Raw genomic sequence first — 11,266 nt, forward strand, 5'->3', positions numbered from 1 at the left:
GTCTCGCGGCCCGGCCTGCGCATCTACAAGGGCAGCACCCATTTGCCGCAGGTCATGAACGGGCTGGGCGTGGCCATCATTTCCACCCCGCGTGGCGTGATGACCGATCGCAAGGCGCGCGCCAGCGGCGTGGGCGGCGAAGTCCTGTGCTACGTGGCGTAAGGGGGTCATCGCATGTCACGCATTGCCAAATATCCCGTCGTCCTGCCCAAGGGCGTCGAACCCGTCATCAGCGCCGGCCAGATCGTCGTCAAGGGCCCGCTGGGCACGCTTTCGCAGGCCTTGCCCGATTCCGTGCAGGTCGACCTGGCCGACAACCAGCTGTCCTTTGCCGCAGCCAATGAAACCCGCGAAGCCAATGCGCTCTCGGGCACCATGCGCTCGCTGGTGAACAACATGGTGGTCGGCGTCAGCACCGGTTTCGAACGGCGCCTCAATCTGGTGGGCGTGGGGTTCCGTGCCCAGATCCAGGGCAACGACCTCAAGCTGCAACTGGGTTTCTCGCACGACATCCTGCATCCCATCCCCGAGGGCATCAAGATCGAATGCCCGACCCAGACCGAAATCGTGGTCAAGGGGGCCGACAAGCAGGTCGTCGGTCAGGTGGCCGCCAACATCCGTGCCTATCGCAGGCCCGAGCCCTACAAGGGCAAGGGTGTGCGCTACGCCGATGAGCGCGTCATCATCAAGGAAACCAAGAAGAAATAAGCTCGGCAAGGACACATCATGGACAAGAAACAATCCCGTTTGCGTCGTGCCACGGCCACCCGCCGCAAGATTCACGAATTGCGCGTGCACCGGCTCTCGGTACATCGCACGAATCTGCACATCTACGCCAACATCATTTCGCCCGAGGGCGACCGCGTGCTCATCAGCGCCTCCACGCTCGAACCCGAAGTGCGCCAGCAGCTGGCGGGCCAGCAGGCCAACGGCGGCAATGTGTCCGCAGCGGGTCTGGTGGGCCGGCGGGTCGCCGAAAAGGCCCGTGCCGCCGGCATCGAGCTGGTCGCCTTCGACCGCTCGGGCTTCCGTTACCATGGCCGCGTGAAGGCGCTGGCCGAAGCCGCGCGTGAAGCCGGCTTGCAGTTCTGAGAGGGATCACATGGCCAAATCACAAGCCCGGCACGCCGACGACCGCGATGACGGCATGCGCGAAAAAATGATCGCAGTCAATCGCGTCAGCAAGGTCGTCAAGGGCGGCCGCACCATGAGCTTTGCCGCACTCACCGTAGTGGGCGATGGCGACGGCCGCATCGGCATGGGCAAGGGCAAGGCCCGCGAAGTGCCCGTCGCCGTGCAGAAAGCCATGGAACAGGCCCGACGTGGCCTGATCAAGGTGGCACTGAAGGATGGCACCCTGCACCACAGCGTGGTCGGCAAGCACGGCGCTGCCACCGTGCTCATTTCGCCCGCCATCGAAGGCACCGGCGTGATTGCCGGTGGCCCGATGCGCGCCATCTTCGAGGTCATGGGCGTGCGCAACGTCGTGGCCAAGAGCCTGGGCTCGAGCAACCCGTACAACATGGTGCGCGCCACGCTCAATGGCCTGCGCGCCTGTTCCACCCCGGCCGAGATCGCCGCCAAGCGCGGCAAGACGGTCGAAGAGATCCTGGGGTAAGCACAATGTCCGACAAGCACATCAAGGTCACGCTCGTGCGTTCCGTGATCGGCACCCACAAAAGCCACCGCGCCACCGTGCGCGGCCTGGGCCTGGGCAAGCTCAACAGCAGCCGGGTACTGGTCGATACGCCCGAAGTCCGCGGGATGATCAACAAGGTCAGCTATCTGGTCAGCGTCTCCGACGCCTGAAAGGAATCACCATGTCGCAGTACACACAACTGAACACGCTTGCACCCGCCGAAGGCGCCCGCCGCGAACGGCGCCGTCTGGGCCGTGGTATCGGCAGCGGTTTGGGCAAGACCGGCGGCCGTGGCCACAAGGGCCTCAAGTCGCGCTCCGGCGGCACCGTCAAGCCGGGCTTCGAAGGGGGCCAGATGCCCCTGCAGCGGCGCCTGCCCAAGCGGGGCTTCACCTCCATGGGGCGCCACCTGGTCGGCGAAGTCCGCCTGTCCCAGCTGCAACGGTTGCCGGTCGACGAAATCGACCTCAACGTCCTCAAGCAGGCGGGCCTGGTGGGCCAGCTGGTGCGTGCCGTAAAAGTCATTCGTACCGGTGAGATCACCCGTGCGGTGCACCTCAAGGGGCTGCAGGCCTCGGCCGGGGCGCGCGCCGCCATCGAAGCGGCCGGCGGCTCGCTGGCCTGAGGCGCAAAGGGGCAACCGTGGCGAAAGCGCAGGCTCAAAAATCCGGCTCCAGTGCAGGATACGGCGATCTCAAGCGCCGTGTCCTGTTTCTCGTGCTGGCCCTGATCGTCTACCGTCTGGGTACGCACATCCCCGTGCCGGGCATCAATCCGAATGCCCTGTCCGACCTGTTCCAGCAGAACCAGGGGGGTATCCTGGGCCTGTTCAACATGTTCTCGGGCGGCGCGCTCGAGCGCTTCTCGGTGCTGGCGCTGGGCATCATGCCGTACATTTCGGCCGCCATCATCATGCAGTTGCTGGCCGTGGTGGTGCCCACCCTCGAGGCCATCAAGAAAGAAGGCCAGGCGGGCCAGCGCAAGATCACGCAATACACGCGCTACGGCACGGTGTTTCTTGCGGCGTTCCAGGCCATCGGCATCTCGGTGGCGCTCGAGTCGCAGCCCGGCCTGGTGATCGATCCCGGCCTCATGTTCCGCTTCACGACCATCGTCACCCTGGTGACGGGCAGCATGTTCATCATGTGGCTGGGCGAGCAGATCACCGAACGCGGCCTGGGCAACGGTATTTCACTGATCATCTTCGCCGGCATCGTGGCCGGCCTGCCCGGCGCGCTGGGCGGCATGCTCGATCTGGTGCGCACCGATTCCATGTCCATCCTGTCGGCCCTGTTCATTCTGGTGCTGGTGGTGGCGGTCACGTACTTCTGCGTGTTCGTCGAACGCGGCCAGCGCCGCATCACCGTCAACTACGCCAAGCGTCAGGTCGGCAACAAGCTCTATGGCGGCCAGTCTTCGCATCTGCCGCTCAAGCTGAACATGTCCGGCGTCATCCCGCCCATCTTCGCCTCGTCCATCATCCTGCTGCCGGCCACCGTCACCAGCTGGTTCTCGAGCAACCCGGACATGCGCTGGCTGGGTGATCTGGCCGCTGCCCTGTCGCCGCAACAACCCTTGTACATCACGCTGTACTCGGGCCTGATCATCTTTTTCTGTTTCTTCTATACCGCGCTGGTGTTCAACAGCCGTGAAACAGCCGACAATCTCAAGAAAAGCGGCGCGTTCGTGCCGGGCATCCGTCCGGGCGAACAGACGGCACGCTATATCGACAAGATTCTGATGCGCCTGACGCTGTCCGGGGCGATCTACGTCACCCTGGTCTGCCTGCTGCCCGAACTCATGCAGATGCGCTGGAACGTACCGTTTTATTTTGGCGGCACATCGCTGCTGATCATCGTCGTGGTGGCCATGGATTTCATGGCCCAGGCGCAGGCTTATGTCATGTCCCAACAGTATGACTCATTGCTCCGGAAGTCCCACTTCAAGAGCCCGGGTCTTCCCATGCGCTGAACCAACATGTCCAAGGACGACGTCATCCAGATGCAGGGCGAGGTGATCGAAAACCTCCCCAATGCAACGTTTCGTGTCAAGCTCGAGAACGGTCATATGGTGCTGGGCCATATTTCGGGCAAGATGCGCATGCACTATATCCGGATCCTTCCGGGCGACAAGGTCACGGTGGAGCTCACGCCCTATGATCTGTCGCGCGCCAGGATAGTCTTCCGCTCCAAGTAGCGGCCGGTCCACACAGGAGAACACCATGAAGGTAATGGCATCAGTCAAGCGGATCTGCCGCCACTGCAAAATCATCAAGCGGCACGGGGTCGTGCGTGTCATCTGCACCGACCCGCGTCACAAGCAACGCCAAGGCTAAGGCCGGGCATCACGGATTCAAGGAAAGAACATGGCCCGTATTGCTGGCATCAACATCCCACCGCATCAACATGCCGAAATTGGCCTGACGGCGATTTTCGGTATCGGCCGCACGCGCGCACGCCAGATCTGCGACGCAAGCGGCATTGCCTACAGCACGAAGATCAAGGATCTCACCGATGCCGAGCTCGAAAGGCTGCGTGAACAGATCAACAGCTACACGATCGAGGGCGACCTGCGCCGCGAAGTGCAACTGTCGATCAAGCGCCTGGTCGACCTCGGCACATACCGCGGCCTGCGCCACAAGCGGGGCCTGCCGGTGCGCGGCCAGCGTACCCGCACCAACGCCCGCACCCGCAAGGGCCCGCGTCGCGCTGCCGCGTCCCTGAAAAAGTAAGGAACCACCATGGCCAAAGCACAATCGGGCGCCAGCCGCGTCCGCAGGAAAGTCAAGAAGAACGTGGCCGACGGCATTGCACACGTGCATGCGTCGTTCAACAATACCATCATCACCATCACCGACCGCCAGGGCAACACCCTGGCCTGGGCCACGTCCGGTGGTGCCGGGTTCAAGGGCTCGCGCAAGTCCACGCCTTTTGCCGCCCAGGTGGCGGGCGAGCAGGTCGGCCGTCAAGCCCAGGAATACGGCATCAAGACGCTCGAGGTCCTCATCAAGGGCCCGGGCCCGGGGCGTGAATCCTCGGTGCGTGCCCTGAATGCGCTGGGCATCCGCATCACCAGCATTTCCGACATCACGCCGGTGCCGCACAATGGCTGCCGCCCGCCCAAGCGCCGTCGTATCTAAGGGGAACTATCTTGGCTCGTTATACTGGTCCCAAATGCAAGCTTTCGCGTCGCGAAGGCACTGATCTCTTCCTCAAGAGCGCCCGTCGCTCGCTCGACACGAAGTGCAAGCTCGAGTCCCGCCCGGGGCAGCATGGCCGCACCTCGGGCGCGCGCACATCCGACTTCGGCCTGCAGCTGCGCGAGAAGCAGAAGCTCAAGCGCATGTACGGCGTGCTCGAAAAGCAGTTTCGCAAGTACTTCGAAGAAGCCGAACGGCGCCGCGCCCCCACGGGCGAGACCCTCATCCAGCTGCTCGAGTCGCGTCTCGACAACGTCGTGTATCGCATGGGTTTCGGGTCCACGCGGGCCGAAGCCCGTCAGCTGGTCAATCACCGGGCCATCGAGATCAACGGCCGTACCGCCGATATCGCCTCGATGCTGGTCGGCGCGGGCGACGTCGTGTCCGTGCGCGAAAAGGCCAGGAACCAGATCCGCATCAAAGAGTCGCTCGAACTGGCCACCGGCAACGGTCTGCCCCAGTGGGTCGAGGTCGATGCCACCAAGCTGTCGGGGGTGTTCAAGCAGGCGCCCGATCGCGCCGATGTGGCCCACGACGTGAACGAATCACTGGTGGTCGAACTCTACTCGCGCTGAGCAACCGCTCACCCGTTTCTGCCCCGCCCGGGCCGGCTGGCCTCGGGCGGGGTTCGAATCATCCATCAGCCTTATCGGTGTAACGAGCCGAGGGTATTGAAAAGGATATTTCATGTCTGTACAAGGTTTTCTCAAGCCGCGCACGATCTCGGTCGAATCCGTGGGCGCGCACCACGCCAAGGTCACCATGGAGCCCTTCGAGCGCGGCTATGGCCACACGCTGGGCAACGCGCTGCGCCGCATCCTGCTGTCGTCCATGACCGGTTTTGCGCCCACCGAAGTCCAGATCAGCGGGGTGGTGCACGAATATTCCACCATCGATGGCGTGCGCGAAGACGTGGTCGACATCCTGCTCAATCTCAAGGGCGTCGTGTTCAAGCTGCACAACCGCGAAGAGGTCACCCTGCAGATCAACAGGCAGGGCCCATGCGAGGTGCGCGCACGCGACATCGAACTGCCGCATGATGTCGAAGTGGTCAATCCGGATCATCTCATCGCCACGCTGACCGAAGGGGGCCGGCTCGAGATGCAGATCCAGGTCGAGCAGGGGCGCGGCTACGTGCCCGGCAATGTGCGCGCCCTGGTGGACGACCGTTCGGCCACCATCGGCCAGATCGTGCTCGATGCCTCGTTCAGCCCGGTGCGACGCGTCAGCTATGCCGTCGAGAACGCGCGTGTGGAACAGCGTACCGACCTCGACAAGCTGGTGCTCGATATCGAAACCAATGGCGTGATCAGCCCCGAAGAGGCGGTACGCCAGTCGGCCCGCATCCTCATGGACCAGATCGCAGTCTTTGTGTCGCTGGCCGACAAGGACGGCAGCCCGGCCACCAGCGGCGGCAGCCTGGCCGACAGCGCGCTGGCACCCATCGATCCGGTGCTGCTGCGCCCGGTCGATGACCTCGAACTCACCGTGCGTTCAGCCAACTGCCTGAAGGCCGAAAACATCTACTACATTGGCGACCTCATCCAGCGCACCGAAAACGAGTTGCTCAAGACCCCCAACCTGGGGCGCAAGTCACTCAATGAAATCAAGGAAGTCCTGGCCACCCGGGGTCTGACCCTGGGCATGAAGCTCGAGAACTGGCCCCCGGTGGGCCTCGAGCGTCCCTGACCTGTCCACAGCCAAACCGGCCGCGACCTGGCATTTCCGGATGCCGGGTCGATAGAAGATTCCGGTCATCGAGATTCAACCTGAAGGAACCATCATGCGTCATCGTCACGGACCACGCAAACTCAACCGCACCAGCAGCCATCGCCTGGCCATGTTTCGCAACATGGCAGTATCGCTCATCCATCACGAAGCCATCAAGACCACCCTGCCCAAGGCCAAGGAACTGCGCCGCGTGGTCGAGCCCCTGATCACCCTGGGCAAGAATCCCACGCTGGCCAACCGCCGGCTGGCCTTCGCGCGCCTGCGCGATCGCGAAGCCGTCACCAAGCTGTTCAATGATCTGGGCCCGCGCTTTGCCACCCGCAATGGCGGCTATACGCGGGTGCTCAAGATGGGCTTTCGCCAGGGTGACAACGCCCCCATGGCCTTCATGGAGCTCGTCGATCGGCCCGAAATGGAGACCGCCGAAGAATAGCCCCGGTCCGCAGCGGCGCGCTTCGCCTCGCGCATCCGGGCGTCGCACCCAAGGCAGCGTCCGACAGCGTAACGCCGCGTGGGATGGCCATGCTCAACCCCGGCCCCTGGCCGGGGTTTTGTGCTTCTGGCGCCAGCGGTTACGTGCGCGCGCGCCGCGGCCGCACGTGGTGCGCCGTCTGGCAGGGGTTACAATGTGCCGTTGGATGGCAGCCCGGTATCAACATGTCCACCGCACCCGTTTCCCACCCCGTTGCGCCTGCGGCCGTGCGCCGCCAGGAAGGCGATCCCGCCGACACGGTCATCGTGCAGACCACCGCGCCCGATCTGATGCTGGCCAAGCGTATCGCGCATCATCTGGTCGAAGAACGGCGCGTGGCCTGCGCCCATATTGGCGGGCCCGTCACCAGCATGTACATGTGGCAGGGCAAGCTCGAAGGCGGTGACGAGATCCCGCTCACTTTCAAGACCGCCGCCGACGCCTTGCCTGCGCTGTACCAGCGCCTGTGCGAGCTGCATCCCTACGATGTCCCCGAATTTCTCGTCCAGGGTGTCGTGGCCGGCAGCGCGCCCTATCTAGCCTGGGTCACTGAAAACACGCGCGCCGGGGTCGACCCCGACTCGAGCGCCCATTGTCTGTGCAAGGATGACTGAGCGTCTCCTGGGGCCCCGCGCGTGGCGGCTCATTCTGCGCGGGTTGCTGGCCGTGCTCGTGCTGGTCGGGTTTTGCACACCGGCCCAGGCGGCGGATGACTTCCTGCCGCCCGAGCAGGCTTTTGTGGCGTCGGCGGCCATGGTCGACCCGCTCACGCTCGACATCCATTACGCCATCGCACCGGATTACTACATGTATCAAGAGCGCTTCGAGGTGACCCTCGAAGATGCTCAGGGGCAGTTGCTGCTGTTTCATCGTTCGGCGCTCACGCCGCCGGAGATGGAGACCCGTACGCCGCAGTGGGCCGACGCCCTGCAATTGCCGGGGGGCCAGGTCACCTGGGATCCGACCTTCGAGCAGGACATGGTCGTGTATCACGATGGGGCGACTCTGCGCATACCCCTGCAGCCCGGGGCCGACGCACCGCTGCAGGTCACCGTGACGGGTCAGGGCTGTTCCGACCAGGGCCTGTGCTACCCGCCCATGACGCAGACATTTTCGCTGGTGGCGGCAGGCGACGGCTACGTGGCCCAGGGCAGTCTGGTGCGCGATCAGGTGCCGGCACCCCGGGCGACTGCCAGCGTGCCTGACCCGACGGCCGCGGGCGATACGGCAGGGGCCACGGACGCCGCACCCGGCAGTGCTGCCCCCATGGCCGCCGGGCCGCCCGAACGCCTCGGCGACTGGGGCGACATGGGCATGGCGGCCTGGCTGCATCAGGCGCCACTGTGGCAGATTTTGCTGCTCAGCCTGGCCTTTGGCGCCTTGCTGTCTTTCACGCCCTGCGTCCTGCCCATGGTGCCCATCCTGCTGGCCCTGCTGTCGGGCAGCCAGGCCACGGCCCGCTGCGGCGCGGCGGCTGGCGGGGCCGGCCGGGGTACCGCCGAATCCGGGTCTGCACGGGGTCCGGGGCGGGCGCGCGGTCTGTGGCTGGCCGCCGTTTACGTATTCGGCATGTCGCTGGTATACACCGCGCTGGGCGTGGCCGCCGGCCTGCTGGGCGCCGGGCTGGCCGCCTGGCTGCAGAATCCCTGGGTACTGGGCAGTTTCGCAGTTCTGCTGGCGCTGTTTGCGCTGGCCATGCTGGATGTCTTCACGCTGCAGGCGCCGACCGGCCTGCAGACGGCGCTGCAGACGCGCCTGCAGCGCCTGCCCGGTGGCCAGACCGGTGCCGTGCTCATCATGGGCGCCGTCTCGGCGCTGATCGTCGGGCCGTGCGTGGCCGCGCCACTGGCGGGCGTGCTGCTGTTCATCTCGCAGACGGGCGACTGGCTCGTGGGGGGAGCGGCGCTGTTTGCCATGGCCTGGGGCCAGGGCCTGCTGCTGTTGGTGGTGGGCGCCGGTGCGGGTGTGCTGCTGCCGCGCGCCGGGGCCTGGATGGATCCGCTCAAACACGCCTTCGGCATTCTGTTGCTGGCGACGGCCTGGTGGATGGCTCGGCCGCTGCTGGGCGCCAGCCTGTATGTGGGCGGCTGGGTCGTGCTGGCCGTGTGGGCGGGTCTGCTGCTGTGGGCGGCCTCGAGCCCGGCGGCCACGGGTGAGGCGGCCAGCAGGCCCGCGGCTGGGGCGGCAGTGTCGCCCTGGCGGCACTTCTGGCGCGGGCTGGCCCTGCTGGTGATGCTTTGGGGGCTTGCCCAGGGCGCCGGTCTGCTGGCTGGCGGGCGCGACATGCTGCGCCCGCTGGCCCCATTTGCCGCGGCTGGCGCGGGTGCCTCGGGTATCGGGGGTGGGGGCCTGGCCAGCGGCACGGTCGATGTCGCCACCATCCGTGCGCGCTTCACGCCTGTGGCCTCCGTGGCAGATCTGGACGAGCAACTCGCGACCACCGACAGGCCAGTGATGCTGGACTTCTACGCCGATTGGTGTGTGTCGTGCCTGGAGATGGAGAAGTTCACCTTCAGTGATGCGCGCGTGGCGGCGCGCATGGGGGATTTCCTGCTGCTGCAGGCCGACGTGACCCGCATGACGGCCGACGACAAGGCCCTGCTGGCCCGTTTCGATCTGTTCGGGCCGCCCGGCATCCTGTTCTTCGATGGCCGTGGCCAATACCGGCCCGATGCACGGGTGATCGGCTTCAAGAATGCCGATGAATTCCTGTGGGTGCTCGACGGCGTGCGCTGAAACCGCCACGCTGAAATCACTGCAGCCTGCGCCGACCCCCGTTGGCATACGCTGACGACTCCCCGGCCTGAAAACCGGCAAAGGCCGACGCGGCCACGGCGCGCGCCGTCAGCGGCACGCTTGCAGGCAGGCGCGCAGCTCTTTCAGCGAGACGACCCGCAGTTGCGGGTTGAACGGCGAGGGACCAATACCCAGACGGTCGTAGAACCCCTGGGCCTCGTCGGTCACCGCATGGGCAATCATGCCCTTGATGCCGATGAGATCGGCCGCCTGCAGCACCCGCAGACCTGCATCCCGAAACAGCGCGCGCCCGATGCCATGGCCCGTCAGCGTGTGGTCGACCGCCAGCCGCGCCATGGCCACCACGGGAATGGGCGCCGGCACATTGCTGCCCGATTTCGTGGGTTTTACATCAGCCACGATCACATTGGACGCCAGTGCATAATAGGCCAGCACTCGCGGACCCTGGCACGCCACGAACGTGCTCAGGGCCCGTGTCTGCTGGTGGCGCAGGGCCCGGTTCTTGAGCCAGAAATCCAGGCCTGGAAGCTGGCAGCAGAAGGCGCTGAAGTCATGGTTTTCTGTCAGGGGTACGGGCGCTGCGAGCCATGGCCGGGTGCCCGCTTCAGGGGGCGTCTTGCGTGTACGGCTTCGGCGCGTGGACAGAGTGCTGCCCGCTGGTGTCATGTGTCCCATGGCGCACAGGTCTGCATGGACTTCTTCAGATGCGTGCCGGGCGCCGGCGGATCGTCCAGACGGTTCAGGAAGGCCTGGTATGACTCGAAGTCCAGCCGTATGGTTTGTTCGAGTATGGCTTCTTCAGCGGCCAGGCGGGCGGCGTCGAGGATGAACTCGGTCCGGTTCTTGCCCACGGCCAGGGCCCCCTGATCGATGAGCCGGCGGTCTTCAGGCTTGATGCGGATATTGAGTGCTTCACGCTTGCTGGGGTGGGGATCCTTGATATTGTGATCCATAAGAGTGTCCTCGTAGTGGGGGCATTATAGTTCGATCGCCCGTGCAACCGCATGTCACGCCGCTGCAGCCCGCCGGCAAAGCGCCCGCTGTGCCCATCCGTGCAGGCGCCCGAGCGCCGGACCCGGATCGCGGTCCGCGCTGCCGGACGGCCCGGGGGCATTGCGGCGGCCACCACCCTCATATGGGCCCATGAGTACGGGAAAACACCTATGAAAACTCATCGAATTTGGCTCAACGTAACGACAATGTAATGTCATTTGATCCTATAATTCCGTTCACACGCAGTGGATTCTTTCGCATCCATCGTTCGCAGGAATCTGCTTGACAGGCAAGTCGCTTTCATGAATGGCGCGGCCATGAAACTCAAAGGAAGACCATATGAACAGTGCCGATTTTCGCCCGCGGGTTCTGGTGACCAAGATAGGGCTCGATGGCCATGATCGTGGCAGCCGCATCGTGGCGGCGATCTGCCGCGATGCGGGCATGGAGGTGATCTACACGCCGCCATGGCAGA

The 11,266-nt window shown here is 64.9% G+C and carries 19 protein-coding genes; 17 read left to right on the plus strand and 2 right to left on the minus strand.

Annotation, left to right across the window (positions count from 1 at the left end; all coding sequences use genetic code 11):
* The 16 genes from rpsH to WCY17_RS14115 all read left to right on the plus strand — a co-directional run.
* The coding region (rpsH, locus tag WCY17_RS14040; protein ID WP_372702828.1) for a 30S ribosomal protein S8 at nucleotides 1–162 on the plus strand (162 nt) is incomplete at its 5' end.
* A 12-nt stretch (nucleotides 163–174) separates the two neighbouring features.
* Entirely contained in the window at nucleotides 175–708 is a 534-nt protein-coding gene (gene rplF, locus WCY17_RS14045) for a 50S ribosomal protein L6 (protein ID WP_372702814.1), read from the plus strand.
* Nucleotides 709–726: 18 nt separating this feature from the next.
* Nucleotides 727–1,092 carry a 50S ribosomal protein L18 gene (rplR, locus tag WCY17_RS14050; protein ID WP_372702815.1) on the plus strand — a complete coding sequence of 122 codons (366 nt, stop codon included), beginning with the start codon at nucleotides 727–729 and terminating at the stop codon, nucleotides 1,090–1,092.
* Between the two features lie 10 nt (nucleotides 1,093–1,102).
* Nucleotides 1,103–1,618: a 30S ribosomal protein S5 gene (gene rpsE, locus WCY17_RS14055; protein WP_372702816.1), complete on the plus strand. Its 516-nt coding sequence runs from the start codon at nucleotides 1,103–1,105 to the stop codon at nucleotides 1,616–1,618.
* 5 nt (nucleotides 1,619–1,623) lie between these two features.
* Nucleotides 1,624–1,809, plus strand: coding sequence for a 50S ribosomal protein L30 (rpmD, locus tag WCY17_RS14060; protein WP_372686885.1), 186 nt, complete (start codon nucleotides 1,624–1,626; stop codon nucleotides 1,807–1,809).
* 11 nt (nucleotides 1,810–1,820) lie between these two features.
* Complete coding sequence (gene rplO, locus WCY17_RS14065) at nucleotides 1,821–2,264, plus strand: 50S ribosomal protein L15 (protein WP_372702817.1); 444 nt, start codon at nucleotides 1,821–1,823, stop codon at nucleotides 2,262–2,264.
* Nucleotides 2,265–2,281: 17 nt separating this feature from the next.
* On the plus strand, nucleotides 2,282–3,610 hold the full coding sequence (secY, locus tag WCY17_RS14070; RefSeq protein WP_372702818.1) for a preprotein translocase subunit SecY: 1,329 nt from the start codon (nucleotides 2,282–2,284) through the stop codon (nucleotides 3,608–3,610).
* Nucleotides 3,611–3,616: 6 nt separating this feature from the next.
* On the plus strand, nucleotides 3,617–3,835 hold the full coding sequence (gene infA, locus WCY17_RS14075; protein WP_043678924.1) for a translation initiation factor IF-1: 219 nt from the start codon (nucleotides 3,617–3,619) through the stop codon (nucleotides 3,833–3,835).
* 25 nt (nucleotides 3,836–3,860) lie between these two features.
* Nucleotides 3,861–3,974, plus strand: coding sequence for a 50S ribosomal protein L36 (rpmJ, locus tag WCY17_RS14080; protein WP_026349781.1), 114 nt, complete (start codon nucleotides 3,861–3,863; stop codon nucleotides 3,972–3,974).
* A gap of 30 nt (nucleotides 3,975–4,004) precedes the next feature.
* Nucleotides 4,005–4,370 (plus strand): 30S ribosomal protein S13, encoded by a 366-nt coding sequence (gene rpsM / locus WCY17_RS14085; protein ID WP_372702819.1) that lies wholly within the window; start codon nucleotides 4,005–4,007, stop codon nucleotides 4,368–4,370.
* 9 nt (nucleotides 4,371–4,379) lie between these two features.
* Nucleotides 4,380–4,778: a 30S ribosomal protein S11 gene (gene rpsK, locus WCY17_RS14090; protein ID WP_372702820.1), complete on the plus strand. Its 399-nt coding sequence runs from the start codon at nucleotides 4,380–4,382 to the stop codon at nucleotides 4,776–4,778.
* A gap of 11 nt (nucleotides 4,779–4,789) precedes the next feature.
* The gene (gene rpsD / locus WCY17_RS14095) at nucleotides 4,790–5,413 is read left to right on the plus strand and encodes a 30S ribosomal protein S4 (protein ID WP_372702821.1); all 624 of its coding nucleotides are present in this window, start codon (nucleotides 4,790–4,792) and stop codon (nucleotides 5,411–5,413) included.
* A 112-nt stretch (nucleotides 5,414–5,525) separates the two neighbouring features.
* On the plus strand, nucleotides 5,526–6,527 hold the full coding sequence (gene rpoA, locus WCY17_RS14100; RefSeq protein ID WP_372702822.1) for a DNA-directed RNA polymerase subunit alpha: 1,002 nt from the start codon (nucleotides 5,526–5,528) through the stop codon (nucleotides 6,525–6,527).
* Between the two features lie 94 nt (nucleotides 6,528–6,621).
* Entirely contained in the window at nucleotides 6,622–7,002 is a 381-nt protein-coding gene (gene rplQ, locus WCY17_RS14105; RefSeq protein WP_372702823.1) for a 50S ribosomal protein L17, read from the plus strand.
* A 224-nt stretch (nucleotides 7,003–7,226) separates the two neighbouring features.
* Nucleotides 7,227–7,655: a divalent-cation tolerance protein CutA gene (cutA, locus tag WCY17_RS14110; RefSeq protein WP_372702824.1), complete on the plus strand. Its 429-nt coding sequence runs from the start codon at nucleotides 7,227–7,229 to the stop codon at nucleotides 7,653–7,655.
* Nucleotides 7,648–9,777: a protein-disulfide reductase DsbD domain-containing protein gene (locus WCY17_RS14115; RefSeq protein WP_372702825.1), complete on the plus strand. Its 2,130-nt coding sequence runs from the start codon at nucleotides 7,648–7,650 to the stop codon at nucleotides 9,775–9,777. Before cutA ends, WCY17_RS14115 begins: the two co-directional genes overlap by 8 nt.
* 108 nt (nucleotides 9,778–9,885) lie before the next feature.
* Here WCY17_RS14115 and WCY17_RS14120 read toward each other — a convergent pair whose 3' ends face one another.
* Both WCY17_RS14120 and WCY17_RS14125 read right to left on the minus strand, forming a co-directional pair.
* Nucleotides 9,886–10,473 carry a GNAT family N-acetyltransferase gene (locus WCY17_RS14120; protein ID WP_372702826.1) on the minus strand — a complete coding sequence of 196 codons (588 nt, stop codon included), beginning with the start codon at nucleotides 10,471–10,473 and terminating at the stop codon, nucleotides 9,886–9,888.
* Nucleotides 10,461–10,751, minus strand: a complete 291-nt coding sequence (locus WCY17_RS14125; RefSeq protein ID WP_372702827.1) for a DUF1778 domain-containing protein — start codon at nucleotides 10,749–10,751, stop codon at nucleotides 10,461–10,463. Before WCY17_RS14125 ends, WCY17_RS14120 begins: the two co-directional genes overlap by 13 nt.
* A gap of 379 nt (nucleotides 10,752–11,130) precedes the next feature.
* On the opposite strand from WCY17_RS14125, the gene WCY17_RS14130 reads away from it, so the two are divergent.
* Nucleotides 11,131–11,266, plus strand: a 136-nt coding sequence (locus WCY17_RS14130) for a cobalamin B12-binding domain-containing protein (RefSeq protein WP_372702829.1), incomplete at its 3' end; no start/stop codon positions are given.

Source organism: Castellaniella sp. (assembly GCF_041677825.1).
Taxonomy (GTDB): Bacteria; Pseudomonadota; Gammaproteobacteria; order Burkholderiales; family Burkholderiaceae_B; genus Castellaniella.

Excerpts from the sequence above, each read along its gene's own strand:
- rplF (WP_372702814.1), top strand. The coding sequence starts at position 175 with ATGTCACGCATTGCCAAATATCCCGTCGTCCTGCCCAAGGGCGTCGAA.
- rplR (WP_372702815.1), top strand. The coding sequence starts at position 727 with ATGGACAAGAAACAATCCCGTTTGCGTCGTGCCACGGCCACCCGCCGC.
- rpsE (WP_372702816.1), top strand. The coding sequence starts at position 1,103 with ATGGCCAAATCACAAGCCCGGCACGCCGACGACCGCGATGACGGCATG.
- rpmD (WP_372686885.1), top strand. The coding sequence starts at position 1,624 with ATGTCCGACAAGCACATCAAGGTCACGCTCGTGCGTTCCGTGATCGGC.
- rplO (WP_372702817.1), top strand. The coding sequence starts at position 1,821 with ATGTCGCAGTACACACAACTGAACACGCTTGCACCCGCCGAAGGCGCC.
- infA (WP_043678924.1), top strand. The coding sequence starts at position 3,617 with ATGTCCAAGGACGACGTCATCCAGATGCAGGGCGAGGTGATCGAAAAC.
- rpmJ (WP_026349781.1), top strand. The coding sequence starts at position 3,861 with ATGAAGGTAATGGCATCAGTCAAGCGGATCTGCCGCCACTGCAAAATC.
- rpsM (WP_372702819.1), top strand. The coding sequence starts at position 4,005 with ATGGCCCGTATTGCTGGCATCAACATCCCACCGCATCAACATGCCGAA.
- rpsK (WP_372702820.1), top strand. The coding sequence starts at position 4,380 with ATGGCCAAAGCACAATCGGGCGCCAGCCGCGTCCGCAGGAAAGTCAAG.
- rpoA (WP_372702822.1), top strand. The coding sequence starts at position 5,526 with ATGTCTGTACAAGGTTTTCTCAAGCCGCGCACGATCTCGGTCGAATCC.
- rplQ (WP_372702823.1), top strand. The coding sequence starts at position 6,622 with ATGCGTCATCGTCACGGACCACGCAAACTCAACCGCACCAGCAGCCAT.
- cutA (WP_372702824.1), top strand. The coding sequence starts at position 7,227 with ATGTCCACCGCACCCGTTTCCCACCCCGTTGCGCCTGCGGCCGTGCGC.
- WCY17_RS14115 (WP_372702825.1), top strand. The coding sequence starts at position 7,648 with ATGACTGAGCGTCTCCTGGGGCCCCGCGCGTGGCGGCTCATTCTGCGC.
- WCY17_RS14120 (WP_372702826.1), bottom strand. The coding sequence starts at position 10,473 with ATGGGACACATGACACCAGCGGGCAGCACTCTGTCCACGCGCCGAAGC.
- WCY17_RS14125 (WP_372702827.1), bottom strand. The coding sequence starts at position 10,751 with ATGGATCACAATATCAAGGATCCCCACCCCAGCAAGCGTGAAGCACTC.